Source organism: Paenibacillus sp. FSL R10-2736, assembly GCF_038000245.1.
Classification (GTDB): domain Bacteria; phylum Bacillota; class Bacilli; order Paenibacillales; family Paenibacillaceae; genus Paenibacillus_AQ; species Paenibacillus_AQ phytohabitans.
Genome location: NZ_JBBOBN010000001.1, coordinates 6035005 through 6060421, shown reverse-complemented (window position 1 = coordinate 6060421; position 25417 = coordinate 6035005). Strand labels below are relative to the sequence as shown.

Here is a 25417-nt window from a genome sequence, read left to right as displayed (position 1 = left end):
AAGAGATAAACAGGAGGCTACCATTACCGATGTCCAAGAAGATTAATTTTGACTACACCAAAGCCCTTTCCTTCTTCAGCCAGACTGAGATTGACTATTTCGCCGCTCCGGTGAAACTGGCCCACGAACAGCTGCATAACAAGAGCGGAGCCGGCTCCGATTACCTGGGCTGGATTGATCTCCCTACAGCGTACGACAAGGAAGAATTCGCCCGTATTCAGCAGGCTGCCAAGAAAATCCAAATTGATTCCGATGTACTGATCGTTATCGGTATCGGCGGATCTTACCTGGGAGCACGCGCAGCTATTGAGGCGCTTTCGCATTCGTTCTACAATAACCTGTCCAAGGACAAGCGCAAGACTCCGGAAGTTTATTTTGCCGGCAACAACATCAGCTCTACCTACATCACGCATTTGCTTGATCTGGTAGAAGGCAAAGACTTCTCCGTGAACGTAATTTCCAAATCGGGTACGACTACTGAACCGGCTATTGCCTTCCGTATCTTCCGTGCAGCACTGGAGAAGAAATACGGCAAGGAAGAAGCCCGCAAACGTATCTACGCAACTACAGACAAGGAGAAGGGCGCACTCAAGAAGCTGGCTAACGAAGAAGGCTACGAGTCGTTCATTATTCCTGATGATGTAGGCGGACGTTATTCCGTTCTGACACCGGTAGGCCTTCTGCCAATCGCTGTAGCCGGAATCAACATTGAAGAAATGATGCAAGGTGCCGCAGCTGCAGCCGATGAGTTCAACAATCCGGATGTAGCTACGAACCAGAGCTATCAATATGCCGCAGTACGTAACGCACTTTACCGCAAAGGCAAGACTACGGAAATCCTCGTGAACTACGAGCCGTCCCTGCACTTTGTATCTGAATGGTGGAAACAGCTCTACGGCGAAAGCGAAGGCAAGGATTACAAAGGGATTTATCCTTCCTCCGTTGACTTCTCGACAGACCTGCACTCCATGGGTCAGTTCATTCAAGAAGGTAACCGCAATATATTTGAAACGGTTATCCAGGTAGAACAGGTACAGCACCATGTATCGATCGAGTCTGATCCTGATGATCTGGACGGACTGAACTTCCTGACAGGCAAGACGATGGACTTCGTGAACAAGAAGGCCTTCCAGGGAACCATGCTGGCGCACACAGACGGCCAAGTGCCGAACCTGATCGTCACTATTCCTGACCAGACACCTTATACTTTCGGCTATCTGGTATACTTCTTCGAGAAAGCCTGCGGCATCAGCGGATACCTGCTGGGTGTGAATCCGTTCGATCAGCCGGGCGTTGAAGCTTACAAGAAGAATATGTTCGCATTGCTGGGTAAACCGGGCTACGAGAAAGAAAAGGCAGAGCTGGAAGCCAGACTTACTGAGTAGTTGTAACCATACGCACAGATCATTCATACTAATGTAAGTCATCAGGGAGCAGTCCATAGGTAACCATTACCGGGGGCTGCTCCTAATATATATCAAATTATCATATGCATATTAAGGAATGGACAACAAATGCTGGAACAATACCGGACGGTACGTGCTCCCGGTTCACGGGAAGTCGTAATCCGTAAATCACGCTTCATCGGACATGTAATGCCGGTGGAGAGCGAAGAAGAAGCCGTGCAATTCATTGAAGACATCAAGAAGCAGCACTGGAACGCTACACATAACTGTTCTGCTTATATGATTGGTGAGAGGGATGAGATCCAAAGACAGTCGGATGACGGTGAACCGAGTGGAACGGCCGGGAAGCCGATTTTGGAAGTAATCCGCAGCCAAAAGGTTAAAAATGTCGCTATTGTAGTTACCCGTTATTTCGGAGGCATTATGCTGGGCGCAGGCGGACTGATTCGGGCCTATACAGACGGCGCAGTGCTGGCACTTGAAGCCGGAGAGGTAATCACCCGTGTACTGAGGCGGGAGGTGTTCGTGGAAATCGAATACACCTGGCTGGGCAAGGTGGAGAACGCGCTGCGGGGCAGAGGCATCCAGACTGGTGAAACTTTATTTACGGATAAAGTTACGTTGCTATGTCTTCCGCGCAATGATGAAGGTGACGCATTTATCGCATGGATAACCGATCTTACCGGGGCGCAGGCCCAGGTTACGGAAGGGCGGCGGCTTTACTACAGCGAAGGGGAATAAATTTATGGCAAGAAGAGCAGTGGAGCAGGAATTGTCGAGGGAAAGGATATTGGAGGCGGCGAGGCATCTTTTTATAACCAAAGGGTACCGGGCCATTTCGATGCGCAGCATCGGCCAGCATCTGGGTTATAGTCACGGTTCTCTCTATTATCACTTCAAAGAGAAGGCTGAATTATTCTACGCAATCGTAGTCGAGGATTTCAATCATGTGGCCACACTGCTGAATCAGGCAATGAGCATGCCCCCTGAAGAGGGAATGACCCGTGTTGAACAGCTGATCATGGAGTTCATCCGTTTCGGGCTGGATCATCCGTACCAGTATGAGATCATGTTCATGATCCGCGATGAAGAGCTGCTTGCTTATTGTAGAGCTGAACAGGGCCGATGTTTCGAGTTGTTTGCAGGTATTGTCCGCCGTCATATGAAGGAAGAGGGATATGTGTCGGAAGACTGGCAAAGTGTGCCGCTGACCCTGTTCTTGTCTGCTCACGGATTTATCTCCTATTATATTCAAGATAAGGTGCTGTTCGAAGATGTGAAGCAAGCCGCACTTACTCATGTCAAAGTACTAAGCCGCAGTTTATAATAGCTGTTTTTTTAGCAATCCGCACTTTAGAGCGTTGCATTGGTATAACATTGATTGGTGAAAGTGTTATAGAAGCTATAAATAATATAGAAAGCAGCTCCGCAGGAACCGGCGAAGCTGCTTTTCTATAACCTATTATAGGGAATAACGGACTACCCCCCGATGATTTTCAGATAATACTGCCGGTGTCTTGGACCGTCGAACTCACAGAAATAGATCCCCTGCCAGCGGCCCAGCAGCAAGGCTCCATCATGAATAATAATGGTTTGGGAAGGGCCTGCTGTGATTGACTTCAGATGGGAAGCGGTATTGCCCTCGGCGTGGCGGTATTTCGGATGTTCCCACGGATAGACTTCATCCAGGCGCATCAGCACATCATGTTTCACATCCGGGTCGGCGTTCTCGTTGATCGCAATCCCCGCTGTGGTGTGCGGACAATACACTACAATAATTCCGCTTCGCACTGCGCTTTTCTTCACATAAGCTTGGACCTCGCGGGTGATATCCCGTAACTCATCCCGTTTGCTGGTGCTGATCTCCATAGTATGAAGCATAATGAACTCCCCTCTCTTACATAGGCAAAATGAATGTTATATATACTTTAACCCAAAAGCTACGAAAGTAATTGACGGCAGCAAGCGGTCTTTGGTAAAGTAGTGATAACTTTAAACCAAGTATATTAATAGGAATAATTACAGCTTTAAAGACGAGTATACCGACCGGATAGCCGGAGGTGGGAGGCTTAACCATTGAATTCGTTGATTAGACACAAAGGCTGGACCTGGGGATTCCGTACAACTATTTTACTTTATTTTGTAGTGCTGATCGTGCTGCCGATACTCGGTGTCTATTACAATTCATTCTCGCTCGGTATTGGCAGTTTTGTCGAGAGTATCATTGATCCGATTGCCTGGAAGTCGGTCTTATTAACGCTTAAGCTGGCGGTAATCGCCACACTCATTAACGTGCTGCTGGGGACGATGATTGCCTGGGTGCTTATACGCTATAAATTTCCCGGAAAAGCGCTGCTGAACAGTCTCGTTGATCTCCCGTTTGCCCTGCCTACTGCCGTTGGAGGCCTAATGATTCTTCTACTGCTGGGTCCAGGGAGCCTAATCGGCGGTCTGGCGGAGTCGCTGGGGTTTGAGATTGTTTTTCATCAGCCGGCGATTGTGATTGCCATGGTCTTCGTCACTTTTCCCTTCGTGATCCGGGCGGTACAGCCGCTGCTGGAGGAGCTGGACGCTTCTGAAGAAGAGGCGGCGTATACGATGGGGGCTAAGCCCAGCCGGGTCTTCCTGCAGGTCATTCTGCCGTCGATGTCACCGGGTATGATTGGCGGGGGGATGCTGGCCTTCTCCCGGGCCCTCGCTGAATTCGGAGCGGTTGTGCTGGTGGCGGGCAATATTCCGGGTCGGACGCTGGTGTCTTCGGTATTTATTTTCGGAGAAGTTGAGAGTGATAATCCGGTGGGGGCCGCAGCGGTCTCCATCATTCTCCTGACCTTGTCCTTTCTTATTCTCTGGCTGATTAGTCTGCTGCAGATGCGGGGGAGAAGATCATGAGAAGACTCTGGATTACACTGACGTATCTCGTATTCTTCCTGCTGATTGCCGCGCCGCTGGGTAAAATGACGATTGGTGCCTTCAGCGAAGGCTGGGGCGGCTTCTGGAATGCCCTGACCCGGCCGGAGGCGCTGCACGCGCTGATGATGACCGGATTCGTGGTGGTCGTAGTCACGCTGCTGAATACGCTGTTTGGCATCATGATGGCTTTGTATCTGGTGCGGGCGAACTGGCTGGGACGGCGCCTGAAAAGCCTGCTGAACAGCATCGTTGACCTGCCTTATGCGGTATCGCCGGTGATCGGCGGTCTGATGATCGTCCTGCTGCTGGGGCCGGACAGTGCGCTGGGCGCGCTGTTTGAACAAATCGGAGTGAAGATTGTGTATGCTTTTCCCGGAATGGTCATTGCCACATTGTTCGTGACCTTCCCGCTGATGGTGCGTGAGGTGATGCCGGTGCTGCAGGAGATTGGCTCCCAGCAGGAGGAAGCGGCTTCGACGCTTGGTGCATATGGCTGGACGACCTTCTGGAAAGTAACCTGGCCTTCGATCCGCTGGGCCGTGATCTATGGAGTGATTCTGACGGTGGCCCGTTCGCTGGGTGAATTCGGTGCGGTGCTCGTTGTATCCGGAAATATTATGAACAAAACGCAGACCGCGACCACGCTGGTCTATCAGGATGTCGAGAATTTCAATGTTACGGCTGCGGGCGGTATAGCGCTGGTGCTGGCCGCATTCTCCGCGGGTCTGCTGCTGTTGATGGAATGGAGCAAGAGAAGAAAGGGTGTGCACTAGTTATGCATGTAGAGGTCCGGGGACTTAATAAGCATTTTGGAGATTTCCACGCCGTGAAGGACGTCAATTTCGGGATTACCAAAGGTCATCTGATCGGGCTGCTAGGCCCAAGCGGAGGCGGTAAAACCTCCATCCTGCGCATGCTGGCGGGACTGGAGACACCGGACAGCGGGGAGATTATTTTCCATGGCAAAACTGTGAATAACTTACCGCCCCAGGAGCGTGAGATCGGTTTCGTGTTCCAGAACTATGCACTGTTCAAGCACATGACGGTGTTTGAGAATATTGCCTTTGGGCTGAAGGTGAAAAAGAGTTCGAAAAATGCCATCCGTGACCGCGTGGCTGAGCTGGTGGAGCTTACCGGGCTGAAGGGCTTCGAGAAGCGGTATCCGCATCAGCTGTCCGGCGGGCAGCGCCAGCGTGTGGCTTTTGCCCGGGCGCTTGCCCCTGAGCCGCAGCTGCTGCTGCTGGATGAGCCGTTCGCGGCGATTGATGCCAAGATCCGCCAAGAGCTGCGTTCCTGGCTGCGGGAGCTGATTGAGCGTGTCGGCATAACCTCGATCTTCGTTACCCATGACCAGGATGAAGCGATTGAGGTGGCGGATGAGATTATGATCATCAACCAGGGCCGCCTGGAGCAAAAGGGTACGCCGTGGGATATCTACAAGGAGCCGAAGACACCGTTCGTGGCGACCTTTATCGGGGAATCGACGCTGATTGAGAGTGCCTCCGAGCTGAAGGGCTTCAAAGGGGCAGGCGGCGGCAAACCGACCAAGGCGCTGATCCGTCCCGAGTATATCGAGGTGGGCCACCTGCATGAATTCAAAATGGCTTCGGCCACCGAGCAGGGCATCGTGAAGCATCTGCATTTCCGCGGCAGCGAATGGCTGGTGGAGGTTGAGGTGAACGGGCACAAGCTGGTAACCTATCGCTCGTTGGAGAAGGAGACGCTGACTCCCGGGCAGGAAATTTCCGTGCTTGTGCACCGCGCCTACCTGTTCAATGATGAACACAGCTGGATTCAGGAGAACGGGCTGAAGGAAGATCCGATGCCTGTATTTATCTAGAAATATTTAAAAATAAAAGATGTAGGATGTGTCGCCGGTATGAGGCTTTTCAGAAGGAGCAGACAACTGCACGGATGGCTGGCTGTCGTAATGCTGGCGGTGCTCACTTTGACCGCCGCCGGCTGCGGAAATGAGCAGGAAGGTTCAACAGCTGCTGCGGCGCAGCAGGGGGACTTGACCCTGGTAGTCGGGGCTTACAGTGTAGCGAAGGATGCGATGGGCGAAATTCTGCCCTTGTTCGCGGAGGAATGGCAGGCCAAGACCGGCCAAAAAATCGTATTCCAGGAGTCCTATGAGGCTTCCGGAACCCAGGCGCGGGCGATTGCCGGCGGATTCGAGGCAGATGTCACCCTGCTGGCGATGGAAGGCGATGTTGAGAAGCTGGTCAAAGCGGGCCTAGTGGACAAGAGCTGGAAGGAACGCGGCGAGGCCGGAATGGTCACGCGTTCGGTTGTGGCCCTGGGTACACGGGAAGGCAACCCCAAGGGCATTCATGATTTTGCCGATCTGGCGAAGCCGGGTGTGAAGGTGCTCTATCCCAATCCGAAGACCTCCGGCGGTGCACAGTGGGACATCAATGCGATCTACGGGGCGGGTCTGAAGCTGTCTGAGGAGCAGGAAGGGGCGAAAGACCCTGCTGCCGCGAAAGCTTTTCTGGAGAGCATACACGCCAACGTGGAGTCTCTGGATAAAAGCGGACGCGCTTCGATGGCGGCTTTCGAATACGGGGTAGGCGATGTAATCGTCACTTATGAGAATGAGCTGCTGGCGCGGATAGCCCAAGGGGTGAAGTATGAGGTGATCATCCCGGAGAATACAATCCTGATCGAGAACCCCGCTGCAGTGGTGGACAAATATGCGGATGAGCATGGTACCCGCGAGGCATCAGAGGCGCTGGTGGATTATCTGACCACGCCGGAGGCGCAGGAGGTCTTCGCCAAATTCGGCTTCCGTCCGGTGAACGAGCGGGTCTACGCGGAGCATGAGAGTCGGTATCCGGTTCCTGCGGGACTGTTCGATATCAGCTACCTTGGCGGCTGGGAAGAAGTCCGTACGACCCTCTATTCCAAGCGTGGAATCTGGTATCAGGTGCTGGCCGGGATTTAGTTGGGGTTCTGGAGGATTCAGTCTGACGGATGATGGTTAGAGGAAATGGCATAATTCGTGATTCACGCTTGCGGTGAGATGCGGGCGATTAGGAGAGTTGTTCAGCGGCTGGATGCTGCCGGACGGCTCTTTGCTTTTGTATAGGAATCCCGCTGATACCGCTGAAAGTGGACGGTATGAGGAAATTAAAGGGATAAATCCCTCTGAATCCGCCGGAAGTGAGTGGCCTATAATCTACATAAGCTGCACAGGCCGCACAGGCTGCATAAGCCCCGGCTTGATTCACCCGTTTAGGATGAGTTTGTTCGTCTTCGTGTTGCGGGCGGGGAGGCGGTGGGATTCGGGATGCAGGATGCAAAGGGACGGCTGCTGTTTTATAATATACAGATTGAGACACTCTGAAATATTGCACAATGAAGGAGGGCGGGCTTATGGATACATTGATTTTTGGGGGAACAGGGGATGCCATGGGCGTACCCCGGGTCTATTGCGACTGTGAAACCTGCACGGAAGCAAGAACGAGCGGCCGCAATAACCGGCTGCGTTCTTCTGTCTTTATAGATAACGGCAGCGGCTTTCTGACGATTGACTGCGGACCGGACTGGCGCAAGCAGATGGAGCTGCTGGGGCACCGCAGTATGCAGCGGCTGCTGGTGACGCATGCACACTTTGACCATATCGGCGGATTGCCGGAATGGGCGGACAGCTGCCGCTGGATGGGCTTCAGGGGGGAGCTCTACGCTCCCGCGGAGGTGATTCCCGTGATCCTGCGCCAATACCCGTGGCTAAGTGCTCATATCGACATGATTCCCTGCGATGACGGCATTACATTGGACGGCTGGCAGATCAGCACTTGGCGGGTCAACCACGGTAAGAACGGCTACTCCTACGCCTTCCGGCTGGAGAAGAACGGCTATGTCTGGATTTATTGCCCGGACTCCATCTCCCTCACACCGGAGGAAACGAAGCATATGCACGGAGCAGACTTATTGGTGCTGGGAACCAGCTTTTATTACGAGGCGGCAGAATTATCCACCCGTTCAGTATATGACATGACGGAGGCGGCAGATCTGCTGGAGATTGTACAGCCGCGCCGCGCGGTATATACGCATATGTCCCATGATGTGAATCTGGAGAAGGATTATATTCTGCCGGAGAAGGTCAGCCTTGCCGTTACCGGGATGAGGCTTCCGCTGTATCGTGAGGAGTCTTGAACAGCCGGATCAGCGGGTAATTCAGCATGAACGATCCGTGTATATACAAACAAAGAAGCTCCGGATGCCCCGGAGCTTCTTTACATACAACCCTAATTATTCTTGCCCAAGCAGCTTCTCTGTTTTGGATAAGAAGGTATCCAGCGCTGCAGCGAAGTCAATATTCATCCGTTCAGCCAAAACCATCAGCCACCACGCACATTCGCCAAGCTTATGCTCCAGTTCAGCTGCAGTATCCCCTTGAGCCAGCCAGCGCCCCTGCTGTGACATGGTCAGACGGCCCACCAATCCGGCATCTGTCAGGAATGCCAGTGCATCCTCTTCGACTGTCCACTCCTTATCATGATGCTGCCGTTCCAATTGATGATAGAGCTGTCTGATTTGAGCGGAACGTAATGCCGCCTCGTTAATATTCATATCTTTTCCTCTTCTCCCTTATGGCAAGTTAGTATATCGTCTGCCCAATATAGCACTCCTAATTAGACGGCATTATGTCATATTAGAATATGACTCCTGCTTAATATGACATAATGTTGTCCTGTTACAGGGCGTATAGTGGACTTGTGAGCTTGACCGGTAGCCCGGCTGGCAGCGAAGATGACGGACAGGAGTGAATATACTGATGAGTCAAAATGAACCATCATTGCCACAGGTGATTATTGATTATATGGAGGCTTCCAATGCACACGACGTCGAGGCCTACATGAATACGTTAACGGCAGATCTGCTGTAAGTGCGGGTGAACATAAACATGACAACACTGCAGCATGATTTTGAGCTGGATAATGCAATTTTTTTCCGCAGCTATGTTCTGGTTATAACAGAGGGGAAGATGACTGGCGGAGGGCGTGTGAACGCGTATGATGAGAATGAGGTAGTGGTGGGAGGACGGCAGCATTCGCGGCGCACCTCAACGTTCATTCTTACGCAGCCTCCGCAAATTCAGATAGACTTTATTTAAAGCTTAGGTCAGAAGGAACTCCGCTTCAGAACTCGAATATCTAACGTAATCGGCTAGCTGACAATGTGATGATGGAGAGGAGTCGGATGCGATGATAAAAGGTTTCGGAGGAATATTCTGGAGAACTAATAATCTTGAGGCTGTGAAAAAATGGTACAGTGATGTGCTGAAGCTTGAAATCGGCAACTGGAATGGGACTGTGATTAAGCCCCAATCCGGGAATGAGACGATCTTTTCGTTCTTTGCAGAGGATGACAGTTATTTTCCAACCGACCAACAAGTGATGCTGAATTTCCAGGTGTATGACCTAAACGAGACTATTCAGCACTTTGAAACAATAGGCGTACCGCTTGCCAAGGAACAAGAGAGCAGCGAATTCGGCAAGTTTGTGTGGATTAAAGATCCTGACGGGCGGCTGATTGAGCTTTGGGAGAAATAGAAGGTAGAAATTCAATTTCATACGGCGAATCTGTTAAAAAGGGACTTCACCCGGCGGCGCCTGCCGCAGGTGAAGTCCCTTTGTTGCAATAATAAATTTGAAAAGTTATCAGGGTCCATGAGAGGCCCCGCTTTACGGGGGGATTGCGTTAGTTCATCGTCATGCCGCCGGTGACATTGATCGCCTGGCCGGTCATGTAGGAGGCCAGCGGGCTGGCGAGGAACAGTACTACGTTCGCTACATCCTCCGGCTCAGCCGTCCGGCCGAGCGGGACCTGCGAGCGGTCCTCGGCGAGAATATCCTCCGGTGTCATTCCGCGCAGGGCAGCACCTTCCACACGCTCGCGCTTCTTCATGTCCGTCTCGACGATCCCCGGGCAGACCGCGTTCACGAGAATCTGCTCCCGGGCCAGCTCCAGCGCCATGACCTTGGTGAAACCAAGGACCGCATGCTTGGAGGCTACATAATTGCCCATGCAGCGGTAGCCGTTTTTGCCCGCCTGTGAGGCAATATTGATGATCCGGCCGCCGCCGCCCTGGCGGAGCATCTGGCGCGCCCCGGCCTGGGAGACCAGATATACGCCCTTAGCGTTGATATCCATTACCTTATCCCAGTCTTCCTCCTTGATGTCAACGGCAAAGTCCATCGTCGATGTCCCGCTGTTGTTCACCAGAAAGTCGATCCGGCCAAAAGAATCCACTGAACATTCAACCAGCCGCGCGGCATCCTCACTTGACGTGACATCGATGCGGATCTGCACCAGCCGCTCATGGATCTGTTCCACGCCAGGCTTACAGGCGATATCGCCAATCACCACATTCGCGCCAGCCTGCAGGAATAAATCGGCAATGCCTTTGCCGATTCCGGTCAGTCCCCCGGTGACTACCAGCGTTTTTCCCGTAAAATCGATGTTTAGCATGGCAGCAGGCTTCCTCTCACTCTAGCTTCTGAAGGGATCATCGCTGATGCCGGCATCCAGGACCTGTCGGGCGTACTCTTGGGCGCTGAATAGGGAATGGTCTCTATAGTTGCCGCATTCCAGTGCAGAGACCGCAGGAACAACCTCTGTATCCAGTACTTTATGCAGAACCTTGGTCAGCGCGGCAGCAACATCGGCAGGGTTATGCTCATCCCAGATAATCAGATAGAAGCCGGTCCGGCAGCCCATCGGCGAGATATCAATAATGCCCTCCAGCTCATCACGCAAATAAGTGGCCAGCAAATGCTCCAGGGTGTGGACAGCGGCAGTAGGCAATGCATCCGCATTCGGCTGCAGGAAGCGCAAATCATATTTCTGGATGGTGCTGCCTTTCTCATTCTTCTCCGTACCTGCAACCCGCACATAAGGGGCCTTTACCTTCGTATGATCCAATTGGAAACTTTCAACCTTCGCCATGTTATTCCTCTTCCTTTCAAGCTTTTCATATCAAACTATCACAACGTATAAAAGATGTAAATAGACAAAGCCGATTAATCCAATCATCTTAATTAAAATGTGTTGACATGAATATTAATGCATTGTAACATATGAATCAACTTAATTCTGATGATTTTACTAGGTTTAATTGTCGGTTGTTGTTGCCGGATCGTCTGGCTTGGGTTTCTACAGAAATATATACATTGGGGGAGAAATTACATGTTGAAGAAAAAATGGATTCATTCCGCGCTGTTAGTCATTGCCACCACTTTGGTTATCGCAGGCTGCGGTAATAACAGTGATGCTGCCGGATCAGGCAGTAATTCCTCCGGACAAGAGAAGAAGACACTGCGCATCAGCTTCAATCCCGGACCCTACAGTGACCAGTTCAAGAACGGTGTTGCACCCTACCTGGAGAGCAAGGGCTACACCATAACTTATAAAGAATTCACCGATGGTATCCAGCCCAATGTGGCTGTAGCGAATGACGAGATTGACGCTAATGTCTTCCAGCATTCCCTGTACCTCGAATCTATCAATGAGCGTGAGAAAATCGACCTGGTAGGTGTGGTGAAGGTGCCTACTCCGCCGATGGGCCTCTATTCCAAAAAACACACCAGCCTGGATGAAGTCAGCGACGGCGATCAGGTCAACCTGCCGAACGAACCGGTGAATATGCTCCGCGCGCTTAACGTCCTGAAGGATGTGGGCTGGATTACACTGAAGGATGATATTGATCCGCTGCAGACTTCGCTGGCCGATATTACATCCAATCCCCACAATCTGAAGTTCATCGCTACTGAGCCGGCCCAGGGCCCGCGCGCACTGGAGGATGTGGATTACGCTGCTATTCAGGGGAACTTCGCCGTTTCTAACAATATTAAGCTGACCACGGCATTGCAGCTGGAGAACATGACGGACCCGTTCACGAATATCGTGGCGGTCGACAGCAAGAACAAGGATGCCCAATTTGTCAAAGATATCATCGAAGGCTACCATTCTCCTGAGTTCCAGGAGTACATCACGTCGAATCCGGATTATGAAGGCTACAAGCTGCCGGACTACTTTACGAAATAACAAACCATTATAGCGCTGCCTGGTGATCTGTCATTTCCCTGTCTGGGAGAAGTGGCAGATCGCCTTTGTATATTCCAGCCTGAAGCTAGAAGTCTCAGAGATCTTGTGAAGAGGTGTAAGTGATATGGATTTTGAACCCGCTAATGTTGTAAAAGAGTTGTCCGGGAATTACTTCAACGCGCTGAAAGCCAGAATTGCCGATTACCGCAGCAAAGGGATAGACGTGATCGATCTGGCCAGCGGCAACCCGGATCAGCCCACGCCGCAGCCCATAATTGATGCCCTGAAAGCGGCAATCGACAAACCGGAGAATCAGGGCTACCCGCCGTTTTACGGTAAAAAAAGCACACTTGAAGCCATCGCTGTCTTCTATAAAAGGGAGTATGGCGTTGAGCTTGACCCGGAGCATGAGGTCGCTGTGTTCACTGGCTCGGGCATTGGGGTGGTCGGCATTCCTCAGAGTCTGCTGAATCCGGGGGATCTGATGCTTACCGCCGATCCGGCTTATCCGGCCTATCATGCCGCTGCCCAGCTGGCGGAAGCCCGGGTTCATACCCTTCCTGTCTATGAAGAGGACGGCTACCTGCCGGATTACGGGCGTGTTCCTGAAGAGATCCTCCGGCAGGTGAAGCTGCTGATGCTGAACTATCCCAATAATCCGACCGGAGCGGTGGCTACGGGGGAATTCTGGGAACGGACGCTGGAGCTGGCCGCCCGCTATAAGTTCCCGGTGCTGAATGATTTTGCCTATGGCGCGTTCGGCTTCGACGGCCACAAGCCGCTTAGCCTGCTTCAGCATGCGGACGGCAAAGCCTATGGAATTGAAACCTATACTGTGTCCAAAACCTACAACATGGCAGGCTGGAGGTTCGGCTTCGCCGCCGGCAATGCTTCGATCATTGCTGCCTTGAAGCATTATCATACGCAGGCGTACAGCACCGTGTTCGGTGCAGTGCAGGATGCGGCAGCGGCGGCTCTGCTCGGACCGCAGGATGCGGTGAGGCAGCTGGGAAGCCTGTATCAGCGGCGGCGCGATGTGCTGGTAGAGAGACTTCGGGGCATCGGCTGGGAGGTTCCGGCTCCGCAGGGCACCTTCTTCGCGTGGTTCAAAGTGCCTTCAGGCTATACAGCGGAAACCTTCGCCCAGCGGCTGCTGGATGAAGCGCAGGTGGCTGTGGCGCAGGGGGAAGGCTTCGGAGAACAAGGACGGCAGTATGTGCGGCTTAGCCTGGTGAACAGCGAGGACAGGCTGAACGAAGCGGTAGACCGGATAGACGCGGCAGGTATTTTCAAGCAGACGGTGGTCACGGACCTGAGGGGGGCAGCTCAGCATGATTGAGCTAAGAGATATTTATAAGACGTTTGAACGGAAGGGCCAATCCATTGAAGCTTTGCGCGGGGTAAGCCTGCATGTGGACAAGGGTGATATTTACGGGGTCATCGGCTACAGCGGTGCAGGCAAAAGCACCCTGATCCGGCTGGTCAACTATCTGGAGCGGCCGACAGGCGGAGAGGTGCTCGTGGAAGGTGAGCCGCTGGCGGAGTACAATTCGGCGCAGCTGCGCGCGGCCAAGAAGAAGATCGGCATGATTTTTCAGCATTTCAACCTGCTGGAATCCAAGACCGTATTCGACAATATCGCGATTCCGCTGGTGCTGCTGAAACGCAGCAAGAAGGAGATACAGGACCGGGTCACCGAGCTGCTGAAATTCACCGGGCTGGAGGATAAGGCGAAGAGTTATCCCAAGGAGCTGTCCGGCGGCCAGAAGCAGCGGGTGGGCATTGCCCGGGCACTGGCTACTAACCCGTCGATCCTGCTATGTGATGAAGCGACCTCGGCACTTGATCCGCAGACGACCAAATCCATTCTGGAGCTGCTCAAAAAAATAAATAAAGAATACAACATCACCATCATGATCATTACGCATGAAATGGCTGTCATCCAGCAGATCTGCAACAAGGTTGCCGTGATGGAGCAGGGGGAGATCATCGAGCAGGGCAAAGTACTGGATGTGTTCGGCAGTCCGCATCACCCCACTACGCAGAGCTTCGTGCAGACGGTTATTCATAACAGTGTGCCGCAAAGTGTGCTGAACACGCTGAAGGCCGAACCGGGGCGGCGGCTGTTCCGGCTGAAGTTCGTTGGAGGCACAGCCTCGGAGCCGATTATCAACAGCCTGATCCGCAGATTCGAAGTCAATGCGAATATTCTGTTCGCCAACATGACGGAAATCCAGCAGACAACGCTGGGGACAATGATTCTGCAGCTGAACGGCGAGCATACAGTGATCGATCAGGCGGCGGCTTTTATCGTCAGCCAGGGTGTGGACATTCAGGAGGTGGAGGTTTAATGCTGGATACAGTGATTACCTCGGAGCAGCTGTTTCAGGCACTGAGGGAAACGGTGGTTATGGTTGGGGTTTCGTTGTTTTTTGGAGCGCTGCTGGGGATTCCTATCGGCATCATCCTTGTTATTACACGTCCGGGCGGTGTTCTGCCTAACAGAATTATCTATTCGGTGCTTAATCCGATCATTAATATTGTCCGTTCGCTGCCATTCATCATTCTGCTCGTAGCCATTATTCCCTTCACGCGGCTGCTTGTGCACACCTCGATTGGTACCAGCGCCGCGATTGTACCGCTTGTTGTATACATAGCGCCTTATATTGGACGCCTGGTCGAGAACTCTCTGCTTGAGGTTAGCCCGGGGATTCTGGAGGCTGCGGAAGCGATGGGAGCGACTACGTTTCAGGTGATCTGGCATTTCCTGCTGCCGGAGGCGTTCGGGTCGCTAATCCTGACGATGACCACGGCGATGATCGGACTCGTCGGGGCCACAGCAATGGCGGGAACGGTCGGGGGCGGCGGAATCGGTGATCTGGCGATCTCGTATGGCTACCAGCGGTTCGACACCTTCGTAATGATCGTTACCGTGGCCATTCTGATTATCTTCGTTCAGGGCATTCAGTCTGCAGGGAACCGGCTGGCGCGTAAGGCGCGGCGGGACTAGGAATGAGGCTGAGGCTGAGGCGGTTGTTAGGCTGAGCGTAGGCTTACAAAACTTAAGCGGATGCTTCCGAAGCAAGTTTTGTATGAAGGTGATTCAAGAAGCGTAGGCTTACACAACTTTTAAGGAGGGACCATTATGACGGAGCGTATTATTGTGCGCGCGGCACCGCAGGAATTCGTCTGCCGGGAGGGCAGCTGGAATGACCTGGAGGAGCATCTGCGCAGACGGGGAATTGAGCGGGTACTGGTGGTGCGCGGTGTGAAGTCCTGGGCGGCGGCCGGGCGGTATTGGCCGCAGCTTGACGGAACGGAGATCCATTATCATGTCTACGGCGGAGAATGCACCTACGGGGAGCGTGATGCCATAGCCGCTTACGCGGCAGAGCATCAGCTGCAGGCGATTATTGCCGTAGGCGGCGGGAAGATCACGGATGTGGTCAAATCTGCTGCAGCCAAGCTGAATCTGCCGGCGGTTATTCTGCCGACGCTGGCCGCTACCTGCGCCGCCTGGTCCTCACTGAGTGTGATGTACGATGCTCAGGGCGCTTACATACGCTTCGATGTGTTCCCCCGAAGCAACGCGCTGGTGCTGCTTGAACCGGCCGTCATCGCTGCTTCACCGCCGGAGCTGCTGACAGCCGGCATTGGCGATACGCTGGCCAAATGGTATGAGGCTGACGCCATCATCCGCCATCTGCCTGCGCCTCCGGTTGAAGTGGAGCTGGCCTGGTTCACGGCGCGCAAATGCCGTGATCACCTGCTGGAGTACAGCGCAGCAGCGCTCGCGGCCGTCTCGGCGGGCGTGCTGGATGATGCGTTAACCCGGACGGTAGAAACGATCATCATGGTGGGCGGTCTGGTCGGCGGCTTCGGTGAAGATTATGGCCGAACTGCCGGTGCGCACTCCGTCCATGATGCGCTTACGGCTATCCCGGAGGCCCACAGCCTGCTGCATGGCAGCAAGGTGGCTTACGGTGTGCTGGTTCAGCTTGCGCTGGAAGAGAACTTCGCGGAGATAGAAGAACTGCTACCGTTCTACCGGCAGATCGGCCTGCCAGCCAGTCTGGCGGATATGGGGCTGGACTTCCTGACTCCGGGCGATCTGCTGGAGCTGGGAGAACGGGCGGCGGTGCCGGAGGCCTCCATTCACAGGATGCACGGCGTGATTACTGCCGCGCGGATTGCGGATGCGGCGGCTGAACTGGAGCGGTTCGTCGGCAGCTGGCGCCGGGATTCCGCCGGAGGACCGGGACGGGCGTCAGGTACCGGTGAAGTGGCACAGACAAACGATACTGCAGGAGCAGGGTATGTGGACGAAGCTGGCTGGAAAGTGGACACGGACGATAGCTATCAAAGAGGGCGGACGGAGTCCGGTGTGCGTCCACAGAACATCATCGGTCAGGGGGCTGTAACATCATGAGTATTGCGATTATCGGCGCAATGGAAGAGGAAGTGGCGCTCTTGCTGTCACGGATGACGGATGTGCGTAGCCTGAAGGCAGGCGTGGGAAGACTTCATTCCGGCAGGCTGAACGGGCTGGATGTGGTTCTGCTGCAGTCCGGCATCGGCAAAGTGAATGCGGCAGTAACTACAACGCTGCTGCTGGAGCGGTTCCACTGTGAGCTCATCATTAATACCGGCGCTGCCGGTGGCTTGGCTCCGGAGCTTAGGGTTGGCGATGTGGTCATCGCCGAGGAACTGATCTACAGCGATGTGGACGCAACAGCATTCAGCTATGCCTATGGGCAGGTGCCGCAGATGCCGGACCGTTATCCGGTCGCGGGCGATCTGCTGGCTGCGGCGAAGCAGGTGATTGCCCGCACTTCCAGGGCGGAGGCAGTCGTCACCGGACTGATTACTACGGCGGATTCGTTCATCAGCCGACCGGAGCGGGCCGATGAGATCCGCAGCCGCTTCCCTGCAGCTAAGGCTACAGATATGGAAGGTGCAGCGATTGCGCAAACCGCCTACCAATTCGGTGTGCCGTTCCTTGCTGTCCGTGCGATCTCCGACATTGCCGGATCAGAAGCGGCAGGATTATTCAAGTCGCATCTGGAGCTTGCCGCCACCAACTCGGCGGAGATCGTTACGGAGATTCTGGCGCTGTATACAGTGGCGGAGACTCGTGGCGCTAAATGAGTGCCTGATAGGTGACTGAATACTAAGTGACTAAATACTAAGGGACTAAATACTAAGTGGACAGACCATTAACAGTGAGCAACTGGCCTGAGCAACTACTATCGGCCAATTTACTAAGAAGAACAACTACTATAAACCGCACTATTGATCAAAACCAAAACAAGTAACCGGTCAACACTAGCAATTGTTGTACGTATTACAACTTGGCTCCCCAGAAACCAACATGATTGGACAGATTGTTGTATGAAATACAATAATTGTCCCTTTAAACCGTTTGGATGAGCGGAAATGTTGCCTTTTATACAACAATTTTGGATTTCGCTCGATATTAGGAAGGAATTGTTGTATTCCGTACAACATTCACTGAGGAAAGCTAAGTATGAGTAAGTATTTCAAGTTCAATCCACCTGAAACCGCCTGTGAGTACTGAACGGAGCTGCTGAAGAGCTTTGTTCGTGGCTTTAAAGGCGGTTTTTGCTGTGTAATAGCGACATTTTTCAGCCCCAAGACCGACCCGCGAATCCGCCTGCCGCCGCTGGGCGCTTTCCCGCAAGCTCTGTAAACTAAAGGCATCCAAGCACGGAATGTAAATAAACAATGAGCCCGTCTTCCAATTTTAAGCAACTAATGTGTATTTTTCATTATTTTCAAGAAAAGGAGAAGGCACTATAATATAACGATATTCGATTATAGTGGAGGATGAATTTGGTATGAGTGAGAATTTGCTTCCAATTCTGCTGGATATTCCGGAGAGCTTTGAAACGGAGCGCCTGCTCGTCCGGGCTGCGCGGCCGGGAGACGGGACGGAAATGAATAAGGCGATCGGAGAGAGCCTGAACGAGCTGAAGCCGTGGATGCCTTTTGCCCAGAGCATGCCGGCGGTGGAAGAGACCGAGGTATATGTCCGGGAGTCGCGGGTAGCGTATCTGAAACGCTCGACACTGAATATGCAGATCTACAGCAAGGCGGACGGCACATACATAGGCAACATCGGCCTGCATCATATCGACTGGGATTGCCGCCGTTTCGAGACGGGATATTGGATCAGAAGCTCATGCGCAGGCAACGGATATATTACGGAAGCGGTGCATGGAATTACGGATTTTGCCATTAGAGAGCTTGGGGCGGAGCGGATTGAAATCCGCTGCAGCGGGCGGAATAAGCGAAGTGCTGCTGTTGCCGAGCGTGCCGGGTTCACGCTGGACGGCATTCTGCGCAAGAGCACACGCGAGGCGGACGGGGAACTCCATGATAGCAAAGTGTACGCTAAGGTGCGGGGTGTTGAATTCTAAAGGGAGATGATGATGTGAAGAAGAAGAAAGGTGCTTTTGCCAGATTAAGTACATACATGCTCAGACATAAGCTGATTTATAGCATATTACTGCTAGTTACCCTATTTAGTATTGTCCTTGATCTGACGATGGCCTGGTTCCTGTCCCGGATTACGGATGCGGCGGTCCGTCTGGACGTAGAGGCTTTTACAGGCCTTGCCTGGTTCGGAGTTATATTCTTGACGGTCGCCGGAATCAACACTTTTCTAAGTGTGTATCTCAAAACTAATATATCGGCCAAAATCAGAAATGAACTGCGCCAGGACATGATGGGACATACCCTGGCTTTGCCGCAGTCTTATTTCGACCGCAATCATTCAGGCGATCTGTTGTCCCGGTTCACGAACGACAATCAGTCGGTCGGCGAAGCCTGCGGACATGTCATGATGGATCTGCTGCGCAATCCGCTGCTGGCGGTGGCCTCCTTCGCTTATCTGATCTATATCAACTGGCTGCTTGCACTGATCTGTCTGTCGGTAGGGCCGCTGCTGTTCCTGACCGGCAAAATATTCGGCAACGCCATGCGTGCCAACAGCGTGCGGGTACAGGAGAATATGAGCAGAACGACGGCTTTTCTGAATGATATCCTGGGCAGCAGCATGGTGTTCAAGGCGTTCTCGATTGAGCGCAGGCTGCAGAAGCAGTATGTAGAATATAGTGAGAGCATTGCCTCCGGGGAGAAGAAGAAGGCGAGAATCGAAGGGGCAACGGGGGCGATCTCCTCTGTGCTGGGCAACCTTACCTTCCTGCTCGCGCTGGTCATTGCCGGGTGGTTTGTGGCCCAGGGATCACTTGAGGTCGGGGCGATGATTGCATTCATCCAATTGATGAATTATCTGGTGGGCCCGTTCTCGGTACTGCCGGGCCTGGTCGCTTCCATGCAGCAGTCGCTGGGCGCGGCGGAACGGATTTTTGAAGTGATGGATGCTGCTCCCGAGGTTGAGGTACTGCCTGACCAGCAGATGCAGCAGCCTGATTTCAATGTGCTACAGCTCGCAGACCTGTCATTCGGATATCCGGAGAGTGAGAAGCAGAGTCTAAGCAAGGTTAACCTGGAGTTAACGCGCGGAAAGCAGATGGCCGTGGTGGGTCCGAGCGGCGGCGGTAAATCAACGCTATTCAAGCTGCTGCTCGGTTTCTATAAACCGGATGCAGGTGAGATTTCAATTAACAATCAGGCGATTGCCGGGATGCCGCTTGAGCAGCTGAGAAGTTATTTCGCCTATGTTCCCCAGGAGTCGGGTCTGTATACCGGAAGCATCCGTGACAATATCGGTAACGGCAGACCGGGCGCTACGGAAGAAGAGATTATAGAAGCGCTGCGGCAGGCGAACGCTTATGATTTCGTGATGGAGCTGCCGGAAGGCATCCACACCGATATTGGTGAGCATGGTTCGAGATTGTCCGGAGGGCAGAGACAGCGTCTCTCCATTGCCAGAGCGATGCTGAAGAACGCGCCGATTCTGCTGCTGGATGAAGCTACGGCGGCTCTCGACAATGAGTCGGAGAAAATGGTCCAGCAGGCGATCCGCAAGCTGATGAAGGATAAAACAACGCTGGTCATCGCCCACCGCCTCTCAACCATCCAGAATGCCGATATTATTCTGGTGATGGAGAACGGGGAGATTGTGGAGCGGGGCGGACATGAGGAGCTGCTGGAGGCAGAGGGACGGTACTTCGAGCTGTATAATTCCCAACTGGAGCAGGAGGCTGTGGAGGAAGGGCAATATTCTTCTTTGGGCGGTGAGAGCTTGAGCAGCGGCGGAACGGCCCCCCTCAAGCAGGAGACAGCTGCAGCAGGTACGTTATAATAGTCTTCTTCAGCTATGTTCTTGGCTTTCAGCATGCGCTACGCGCTACTTGGCAGAGAGAGCGTCAATCGCTTGAACAGCCAGCTTCAAGGCTTGGAGTCTTCTTTCTAAAAGAGTTTGTTGTGGACTGCCAGCCTTGGATTTAGCGTAACTATGTTCAACAGATGGGGTTATTTCAATCAGAACTTTGCGGGCTTCTGCTATATCTTCATGGGAGTACTGATGAGGTTGTTGATTCCAGACGTTCTCCAGAACCGCTAAGCCGATGTGTGAAGCATTGAGCCGTTTCTTTACCAGCGTAATGTTTGTGCCCTTTTGAGTCATTTGCGCAAAGGCATTTTCGAGTTTTTTGATGGTCGATTGCCAGGATTTAATGGATTCGAGCTGGTCCGCAGCAGATACTTCTTCCATGGATGACCCTCCTTTCTTCTTGGATTATAAAAGGTGGCTTACAGCGGTTCAATAAACTGAACCGGCGGTAAGCCACCTTTGTCATATAAGATATCCGCTCAGAGAGGTATGCCTGTTATTCTGCACCGAGAATGAATTTATCGATGGCGAATTTCACGCCGTCCTCATTGTTGCTGAGGGTAACGAAATCGGCAATTTCCTTCAGGGCAGGAATGGCATTCGCCATAGCGACACCGAGGCCGGCGGCTTCGAGCATCTCGTGATCGTTCCAGGAATCGCCGACAGCGATGGTCTCGGACAGCTCGCAGCCGAAATGCTTAGCCAGGAATTCAAGCGCCAGGCCTTTGGTGCCTTCGTGATGCATGATTTCCAGGAAATGCGGCTTGGACTTCGTGATGTGAACCGAATCACCGAGCAGGTTGCGCAGGATCGGGGACAGCTCATCCAGGAAGGCCGGATCGTCGATGATGAGCATTTTAGGTGTTTTTTGCGGGACCAGCTTCTCTTCCCAATTAGGCTCAATGTAGTACTGGGTCTTGTTCAAGGCAGCATAATCGATCAGCTTCTGGTTCTCCTCACGGGCATACAGCTTGTCGTCGATGTAAGTCTGCAGATGCAGGTCATGCTCCACACAATACTGGAACAGCTTGCGCACCGCATCCTGCGGTACATAACGCTCATAGAGCACTTCTTCGTCCAGCAGATTCTTAACGAGTGCCCCCTGATAGGTGATGATCGGCACATTCAGTCCGGTCTGGCGGGCAATCGCCTGGGCGGAAGCATAAGCGCGTCCGGTAGCGAGGGTAACCACAACGCCTGCGGCAACAGCCTGCTCCAGCGCGGTTTGGGTGGCAGGGGTAACTTCCTTGTCGTCATTAATCAGGGTGTCGTCAATATCGATAGCAATCAATTTGTACATTTGGGTTCTCTCCTAAAAGGTTGGTTTAGTCCGGCTTTCCGGGGAATCTTCTATAAGAAGGGGAACGGAAGCACGACTTTTTGTCTGAAGCATGTAACTATAAAATGCTGCTAGCCCTCCGCCTGCGTCCGCGCCGGATCAGGACTCAGCTCCGCCATCAGCATGGCGGCAAGAATGCATCCACAGCCTAGCGCAGCAGACAGGCCGAGTGTCTCTCCGCCGAAGAGCAGGCCTGTTACTGCAGCGAATACCGGCTCTGTGGCATAAATAATCGCCACCCGGGACGGGGTGGTGTATTTCTGGCAGGCGGTCTGAATCCAGAAGGCGAAGGCGCTGGTCGGGCCGATGGAGATTAGCATGGCCCAGAGCACTTCCGGCTTCGCGAGCAGCTCCCCGCTGTGCATAAGCGGTGCGGGGCCATCCACCAGAAGGGTGGCCAGAACGCTGAACAGGCCCACAAAGGCAAGCTGCAGCGCGGCCAGCGGCAAGGCCGGATAACGCGGCGCATATATGCCGGTATACACGATCTGCAGCGCAAAGAAGGCAGCGCAGAGCAGGATCAGGCCATCGCCCTTATTAAGGGAGAACGCAGAGCCGGTGAAGGTCAGCAGATACAGGCCAACCGCTGCGAGGCCGGCACTGAACCAGGTGTAACGGGATATGGCATGCTTCAGCAGCGCCAGAGACAGGAAAGGTACAAGTACCACCGACAGTCCGGTAATGAACCCTGTATTGGAGGTGGTGGTATACAGCAGTCCCATGGTCTGGAAGCCATAGCCCAGGAAGAGCAGCAGGCCCAGCAGCAGAGCATGCAGAACCATACGTAAGCTTAGCTTCTTCCATTCCTGACGGTAGAAGACGGCGGTAATTAGTGCAAGCAGCAGGGCGGCGCCTGTAAACCGGATGCTGTTGAAGGCAAGTGGCGGCAGTACCCGGACGGCAGATTGCACAATAAGAAACGTACATCCCCACATCATCGCCACCAGCAGCAGACTTAGATCGGCGATTCGGGAGCGGTTCACAGGGTGTCATCCTTTCAGGGCCGTATGAGTTGTCCAAATTGTATCCTAAATCAGGGGGCAGGACAAGCCGAAACTGCGTAGCGGCCGTGTCCGCACGGGATGAAGGAGGCCTGTAGCCCGTTATACGCTGGACAAAAAAGGAAAGCCTTGGTATACTTCGATAACCGCACACTTGTTCTTATTTCGGGCATCCAGAATCATTATACTCTCATATGAAGGAGCGGATTCACCATGATGGGCAAATCCCATTTAGTTATCAGCACCGGGGTTACCTTGTCCGCCATGAGTTTGCTTGGGCTTGAAATCACTCTTCCGGCCGTCGCCGTTGCGGTGGTCAGCTCGCTGCTGCCCGATATCGACGAGCCGAATTCACTGCTGGTACGCAAGGCAGTTCCCGAGTTTCTGCTGCGTATCCTGCAGGTATCCCTGATCGGGGCAGCTATTTATCTTTATTTTGCCGGAATCGCTGCTCCGCCGTGGAATATTGCCCTGGCTCTGCTGGTCGGCAGTGTGTCTTTCCTGCCGGGCCGCAGGCTGAGGCATCTGGTGATGCTGCTGATTGCGCTGGCGCTGTTTGCTTTTGCCGATGCCTATGATCCATGGAACTATATTGCCGCCTGTGTGCTGGTCGTAGCTTCCGTTGTCCCGCACCGGGGAATCACGCATACGCTGTATGCCGTGGCCGGCTGGGGGGCGCTGCTGTATTTTGTATCAAAGGGCATGGATGACGGCGGCAGTCTCTGGATTGCCGGGAGTATGTCCTACGGCCTGCATCTGCTGGCCGATTCCCTGACCCAGCGCGGAATTACGCCGCTGCCCCCGCTCCCGGTCAAGCTGCGGCTGAAGCTGATGAGCACCGGCACGAAGAAAGGCAATGCGGTGGAGAAGGTGTGCGTAATGCTTACGCTGGCGCTGGTTGTCTATGTTTTTGTGCTTACGCCTTCTTTGGTGTAAAGGGCAAGCAAGAGCTGGGCAGCAGCTTAAGAGATGAACAACGAGATAAGAGATGGACGGCAAGACAAGAGCCCCACGATCAGCTGCGCAGGATGCGGCAGGATAGCGGGGTTCTTTTTACTGTATAAGTACCTGCTTGCCGGAGTGGTGTCTGCGGTGCAGAGCCCTACTCCTCAAGAAATACCAGACCGATGAAGTCCTCCGGCTCAATGCGGCCGAAGTAATGCTTGAGGTCCAGATCAGCCAGCGCCTCTCTGACCTCGGCTTCCGCATAACGCTTACCGCGCAGCGCGTTCTCTACGTCCGCCACATCGCCGACGCCGAAGAAGTCCCCGTAGATTTTGATCTCGCGGATGATGGAATCCTCAATGTCCATGCGGATATCGACTAGACCGGCCGGGAATTTGCGGGTGTGCTTCACATTGCTCTTCGGCGACAGGCCGTAGTTCCAGTCCCAGTTCTGGTAATGCTCCTTGGAGATTTCATTAATCCGCACCCAGTCGTCCATGGTCAGCTTGTACTGGGGAACCTCGGACGCCTCCATGCCGAAGATGGAACGCAGCAGGCCTTCGCGGAACTGTTCAATTGTCATATCCGGGTTGCCCAGCAGCTCTTTGATATTGGCGACACGGCTGCGTACGGACTTGGTGCTCTTCGACTTGAACTTCTCGGGATTTACGTTCAGTGAAGCCTGCACATCGTCCAGATTAAGGTCGAACATCAATGTGCCGTGGCTGAACATGCGTCCGCGTGTGGAGAACTGGGCGTTGCCGGAGATTTTCTGCTCCCCGACCTGAAGATCGTTGCGTCCGCTCAGCTCGGCATTCACTCCCATCGACTGCAGATAATCAATCACCGGCTGGGTGAATTTGAGGAAGTTATGGAAAGACTGTCCGTCATCCTTGGTAATGAAGCTGAAGTTCAGATTGCCCAGATCATGATAGACCGCGCCGCCGCCGGATAACCGCCGTACGACCTGGATATTGTTGTCCTTCACATATTCCTGGTTGATCTCTTCGATGGTGTTCTGATGCTTGCCGATAATAATCGACGGGCTGTTGATATAAAAGAGCAGATAGCTCTCGTCCATCGGCAGGTTTTTGAGTGCAAATTCCTCAATTGCCAGATTGACCGATGCGTCTGTAATTCCGGTATTATCGATAAAAAGCATAGTGATTCCTCCGCTTGGCCATAGTAAACTGCTGTACTTATTCTAAACTAAAAGAGAGGTTTCCACAAAATCGAAAGTTTAACTTATCCGGCCGGAGTTACGCAAGGGCCGCCAGTTCACCCTCCACTGAGGCTGAAAGCGGACTTCTGTCCGGCAGAATCAGCATCGCCCGGTATTTCTCCGCTTGAAAGTGCCGGGGATCATCATGCCGGGGGCACGTGTGTGCTGCTGTGAGGGCATTGACGTACTTCCGGCAATAGGCCGATAATTGGGAGA

26 protein-coding genes and 1 pseudogene are annotated in these 25417 nt (G+C 53.3%); 19 read left to right on the top strand and 8 right to left on the bottom strand.

Annotation, left to right across the window (positions count from 1 at the left end; all coding sequences use genetic code 11):
- The first annotated feature begins 29 nt into the window (after positions 1–29).
- From NSQ73_RS25860 to NSQ73_RS25850, 3 genes are all read left to right on the top strand, one after another.
- Positions 30–1385: a glucose-6-phosphate isomerase gene (locus NSQ73_RS25860; RefSeq protein WP_340988720.1), complete on the top strand. Its 1356-nt coding sequence runs from the start codon at positions 30–32 to the stop codon at positions 1383–1385.
- 129 nt (positions 1386–1514) lie between these two features.
- Positions 1515–2147, top strand: a complete 633-nt coding sequence (locus tag NSQ73_RS25855; RefSeq protein ID WP_039296449.1) for a YigZ family protein — start codon at positions 1515–1517, stop codon at positions 2145–2147.
- A gap of 4 nt (positions 2148–2151) precedes the next feature.
- The gene (locus tag NSQ73_RS25850) at positions 2152–2733 is read left to right on the top strand and encodes a TetR/AcrR family transcriptional regulator (protein WP_039296452.1); all 582 of its coding nucleotides are present in this window, start codon (positions 2152–2154) and stop codon (positions 2731–2733) included.
- 152 nt (positions 2734–2885) lie between these two features.
- On the opposite strand, the gene NSQ73_RS25845 is transcribed toward NSQ73_RS25850, so the two are convergent.
- Positions 2886–3287, bottom strand: a complete 402-nt coding sequence (locus NSQ73_RS25845; protein WP_042134363.1) for a secondary thiamine-phosphate synthase enzyme YjbQ — start codon at positions 3285–3287, stop codon at positions 2886–2888.
- A gap of 195 nt (positions 3288–3482) precedes the next feature.
- Between NSQ73_RS25845 and cysT the strand changes: the two genes are divergently transcribed.
- From cysT to NSQ73_RS25820, 5 genes are all read left to right on the top strand, one after another.
- Positions 3483–4298: a sulfate ABC transporter permease subunit CysT gene (gene cysT / locus NSQ73_RS25840; protein WP_039296457.1), complete on the top strand. Its 816-nt coding sequence runs from the start codon at positions 3483–3485 to the stop codon at positions 4296–4298.
- Positions 4295–5092 carry a sulfate ABC transporter permease subunit gene (locus NSQ73_RS25835; RefSeq protein ID WP_042134367.1) on the top strand — a complete coding sequence of 266 codons (798 nt, stop codon included), beginning with the start codon at positions 4295–4297 and terminating at the stop codon, positions 5090–5092. The genes cysT and NSQ73_RS25835 overlap by 4 nt, the downstream gene beginning before the upstream one ends.
- Positions 5093–5094: 2 nt before the next feature.
- Complete coding sequence (locus NSQ73_RS25830) at positions 5095–6159, top strand: sulfate/molybdate ABC transporter ATP-binding protein (protein ID WP_039296463.1); 1065 nt, start codon at positions 5095–5097, stop codon at positions 6157–6159.
- A 39-nt stretch (positions 6160–6198) separates the two neighbouring features.
- Entirely contained in the window at positions 6199–7266 is a 1068-nt protein-coding gene (locus tag NSQ73_RS25825; protein ID WP_340988717.1) for a sulfate ABC transporter substrate-binding protein, read from the top strand.
- Positions 7267–7697: 431 nt separating this feature from the next.
- On the top strand, positions 7698–8480 hold the full coding sequence (locus tag NSQ73_RS25820) for an MBL fold metallo-hydrolase (RefSeq protein WP_340988715.1): 783 nt from the start codon (positions 7698–7700) through the stop codon (positions 8478–8480).
- Between the two features lie 96 nt (positions 8481–8576).
- Here the strand turns inward: NSQ73_RS25820 and NSQ73_RS25815 are convergent, their stop codons facing one another.
- Positions 8577–8897, bottom strand: coding sequence for a MazG-like protein (locus NSQ73_RS25815; RefSeq protein ID WP_042134376.1), 321 nt, complete (start codon positions 8895–8897; stop codon positions 8577–8579).
- Positions 8898–9231: 334 nt separating this feature from the next.
- Here NSQ73_RS25815 and NSQ73_RS25810 point away from each other — a divergent pair, with 334 nt between their 5' ends.
- Positions 9232–9441: a hypothetical protein gene (locus NSQ73_RS25810; protein ID WP_340988713.1), complete on the top strand. Its 210-nt coding sequence runs from the start codon at positions 9232–9234 to the stop codon at positions 9439–9441.
- A gap of 91 nt (positions 9442–9532) precedes the next feature.
- The gene (locus tag NSQ73_RS25805; RefSeq protein ID WP_340988711.1) at positions 9533–9880 is read left to right on the top strand and encodes a VOC family protein; all 348 of its coding nucleotides are present in this window, start codon (positions 9533–9535) and stop codon (positions 9878–9880) included.
- 148 nt (positions 9881–10028) lie between these two features.
- Here the strand turns inward: NSQ73_RS25805 and NSQ73_RS25800 are convergent, their stop codons facing one another.
- Both NSQ73_RS25800 and NSQ73_RS25795 read right to left on the bottom strand, forming a co-directional pair.
- Positions 10029–10799 carry an SDR family NAD(P)-dependent oxidoreductase gene (locus tag NSQ73_RS25800; protein ID WP_340988709.1) on the bottom strand — a complete coding sequence of 257 codons (771 nt, stop codon included), beginning with the start codon at positions 10797–10799 and terminating at the stop codon, positions 10029–10031.
- 21 nt (positions 10800–10820) lie between these two features.
- Complete coding sequence (locus NSQ73_RS25795) at positions 10821–11276, bottom strand: S-ribosylhomocysteine lyase (RefSeq protein WP_042134385.1); 456 nt, start codon at positions 11274–11276, stop codon at positions 10821–10823.
- Positions 11277–11516: 240 nt separating this feature from the next.
- Here NSQ73_RS25795 and NSQ73_RS25790 point away from each other — a divergent pair, with 240 nt between their 5' ends.
- From NSQ73_RS25790 to NSQ73_RS25755, 8 genes and pseudogenes are all read left to right on the top strand, one after another.
- Positions 11517–12374 (top strand): MetQ/NlpA family ABC transporter substrate-binding protein, encoded by an 858-nt coding sequence (locus NSQ73_RS25790; protein ID WP_340988707.1) that lies wholly within the window; start codon positions 11517–11519, stop codon positions 12372–12374.
- 124 nt (positions 12375–12498) lie between these two features.
- Complete coding sequence (locus NSQ73_RS25785) at positions 12499–13713, top strand: aminotransferase class I/II-fold pyridoxal phosphate-dependent enzyme (RefSeq protein ID WP_340988706.1); 1215 nt, start codon at positions 12499–12501, stop codon at positions 13711–13713.
- Positions 13706–14725: a methionine ABC transporter ATP-binding protein gene (locus tag NSQ73_RS25780; RefSeq protein ID WP_340988703.1), complete on the top strand. Its 1020-nt coding sequence runs from the start codon at positions 13706–13708 to the stop codon at positions 14723–14725. The genes NSQ73_RS25785 and NSQ73_RS25780 overlap by 8 nt, the downstream gene beginning before the upstream one ends.
- Complete coding sequence (locus NSQ73_RS25775) at positions 14725–15384, top strand: methionine ABC transporter permease (protein WP_039296489.1); 660 nt, start codon at positions 14725–14727, stop codon at positions 15382–15384. Before NSQ73_RS25780 ends, NSQ73_RS25775 begins: the two co-directional genes overlap by 1 nt.
- A gap of 135 nt (positions 15385–15519) precedes the next feature.
- Positions 15520–16590, top strand: a pseudogene (locus tag NSQ73_RS25770) (iron-containing alcohol dehydrogenase family protein); the annotation flags it as partial.
- A gap of 209 nt (positions 16591–16799) precedes the next feature.
- Positions 16800–17522: a 5'-methylthioadenosine/adenosylhomocysteine nucleosidase gene (locus tag NSQ73_RS25765; RefSeq protein ID WP_340988701.1), complete on the top strand. Its 723-nt coding sequence runs from the start codon at positions 16800–16802 to the stop codon at positions 17520–17522.
- 710 nt (positions 17523–18232) lie between these two features.
- Positions 18233–18814 (top strand): GNAT family N-acetyltransferase, encoded by a 582-nt coding sequence (locus NSQ73_RS25760; RefSeq protein ID WP_340988699.1) that lies wholly within the window; start codon positions 18233–18235, stop codon positions 18812–18814.
- A gap of 14 nt (positions 18815–18828) precedes the next feature.
- On the top strand, positions 18829–20664 hold the full coding sequence (locus NSQ73_RS25755; RefSeq protein ID WP_340988697.1) for an ABC transporter ATP-binding protein: 1836 nt from the start codon (positions 18829–18831) through the stop codon (positions 20662–20664).
- Positions 20665–20709: 45 nt separating this feature from the next.
- On the opposite strand, the gene NSQ73_RS25750 is transcribed toward NSQ73_RS25755, so the two are convergent.
- The 3 genes from NSQ73_RS25750 to NSQ73_RS25740 all read right to left on the bottom strand — a co-directional run bounded on the left by NSQ73_RS25750 (position 20710) and on the right by NSQ73_RS25740 (position 23016).
- Entirely contained in the window at positions 20710–21075 is a 366-nt protein-coding gene (locus NSQ73_RS25750; protein ID WP_340988695.1) for a hypothetical protein, read from the bottom strand.
- 115 nt (positions 21076–21190) lie between these two features.
- A complete protein-coding gene (locus tag NSQ73_RS25745) occupies positions 21191–21994 on the bottom strand; it encodes a Cof-type HAD-IIB family hydrolase (RefSeq protein WP_042134396.1) in 804 nt (267 codons plus the stop codon).
- 110 nt (positions 21995–22104) lie between these two features.
- Positions 22105–23016: a DMT family transporter gene (locus NSQ73_RS25740; protein ID WP_042134398.1), complete on the bottom strand. Its 912-nt coding sequence runs from the start codon at positions 23014–23016 to the stop codon at positions 22105–22107.
- Between the two features lie 231 nt (positions 23017–23247).
- Here NSQ73_RS25740 and NSQ73_RS25735 point away from each other — a divergent pair, with 231 nt between their 5' ends.
- On the top strand, positions 23248–23970 hold the full coding sequence (locus NSQ73_RS25735; RefSeq protein WP_039296505.1) for a metal-dependent hydrolase: 723 nt from the start codon (positions 23248–23250) through the stop codon (positions 23968–23970).
- 166 nt (positions 23971–24136) lie between these two features.
- Here the strand turns inward: NSQ73_RS25735 and NSQ73_RS25730 are convergent, their stop codons facing one another.
- Positions 24137–25141: a lipoate--protein ligase gene (locus NSQ73_RS25730; RefSeq protein ID WP_340988691.1), complete on the bottom strand. Its 1005-nt coding sequence runs from the start codon at positions 25139–25141 to the stop codon at positions 24137–24139.
- Between the last annotated feature and the right edge of the window lie 276 nt (positions 25142–25417).

Bases quoted from the DNA above. Each gene is read 5' to 3' on its own strand.
- NSQ73_RS25860 (WP_340988720.1), top strand. From the start codon at position 30: ATGTCCAAGAAGATTAATTTTGACTACACCAAAGCCCTTTCCTTCTTC.
- NSQ73_RS25855 (WP_039296449.1), top strand. From the start codon at position 1,515: ATGCTGGAACAATACCGGACGGTACGTGCTCCCGGTTCACGGGAAGTC.
- NSQ73_RS25850 (WP_039296452.1), top strand. From the start codon at position 2,152: ATGGCAAGAAGAGCAGTGGAGCAGGAATTGTCGAGGGAAAGGATATTG.
- NSQ73_RS25845 (WP_042134363.1), bottom strand. From the start codon at position 3,287: ATGCTTCATACTATGGAGATCAGCACCAGCAAACGGGATGAGTTACGG.
- NSQ73_RS25835 (WP_042134367.1), top strand. From the start codon at position 4,295: ATGAGAAGACTCTGGATTACACTGACGTATCTCGTATTCTTCCTGCTG.
- NSQ73_RS25830 (WP_039296463.1), top strand. From the start codon at position 5,095: ATGCATGTAGAGGTCCGGGGACTTAATAAGCATTTTGGAGATTTCCAC.
- NSQ73_RS25825 (WP_340988717.1), top strand. From the start codon at position 6,199: ATGAGGCTTTTCAGAAGGAGCAGACAACTGCACGGATGGCTGGCTGTC.
- NSQ73_RS25820 (WP_340988715.1), top strand. From the start codon at position 7,698: ATGGATACATTGATTTTTGGGGGAACAGGGGATGCCATGGGCGTACCC.
- NSQ73_RS25815 (WP_042134376.1), bottom strand. From the start codon at position 8,897: ATGAATATTAACGAGGCGGCATTACGTTCCGCTCAAATCAGACAGCTC.
- NSQ73_RS25810 (WP_340988713.1), top strand. From the start codon at position 9,232: ATGACAACACTGCAGCATGATTTTGAGCTGGATAATGCAATTTTTTTC.
- NSQ73_RS25805 (WP_340988711.1), top strand. From the start codon at position 9,533: ATGATAAAAGGTTTCGGAGGAATATTCTGGAGAACTAATAATCTTGAG.
- NSQ73_RS25800 (WP_340988709.1), bottom strand. From the start codon at position 10,799: ATGCTAAACATCGATTTTACGGGAAAAACGCTGGTAGTCACCGGGGGA.
- NSQ73_RS25795 (WP_042134385.1), bottom strand. From the start codon at position 11,276: ATGGCGAAGGTTGAAAGTTTCCAATTGGATCATACGAAGGTAAAGGCC.
- NSQ73_RS25790 (WP_340988707.1), top strand. From the start codon at position 11,517: ATGTTGAAGAAAAAATGGATTCATTCCGCGCTGTTAGTCATTGCCACC.
- NSQ73_RS25785 (WP_340988706.1), top strand. From the start codon at position 12,499: ATGGATTTTGAACCCGCTAATGTTGTAAAAGAGTTGTCCGGGAATTAC.
- NSQ73_RS25780 (WP_340988703.1), top strand. From the start codon at position 13,706: ATGATTGAGCTAAGAGATATTTATAAGACGTTTGAACGGAAGGGCCAA.
- NSQ73_RS25775 (WP_039296489.1), top strand. From the start codon at position 14,725: ATGCTGGATACAGTGATTACCTCGGAGCAGCTGTTTCAGGCACTGAGG.
- NSQ73_RS25765 (WP_340988701.1), top strand. From the start codon at position 16,800: ATGAGTATTGCGATTATCGGCGCAATGGAAGAGGAAGTGGCGCTCTTG.
- NSQ73_RS25760 (WP_340988699.1), top strand. From the start codon at position 18,233: ATGAGTGAGAATTTGCTTCCAATTCTGCTGGATATTCCGGAGAGCTTT.
- NSQ73_RS25750 (WP_340988695.1), bottom strand. From the start codon at position 21,075: ATGGAAGAAGTATCTGCTGCGGACCAGCTCGAATCCATTAAATCCTGG.
- NSQ73_RS25745 (WP_042134396.1), bottom strand. From the start codon at position 21,994: ATGTACAAATTGATTGCTATCGATATTGACGACACCCTGATTAATGAC.
- NSQ73_RS25735 (WP_039296505.1), top strand. From the start codon at position 23,248: ATGATGGGCAAATCCCATTTAGTTATCAGCACCGGGGTTACCTTGTCC.
- NSQ73_RS25730 (WP_340988691.1), bottom strand. From the start codon at position 25,141: ATGCTTTTTATCGATAATACCGGAATTACAGACGCATCGGTCAATCTG.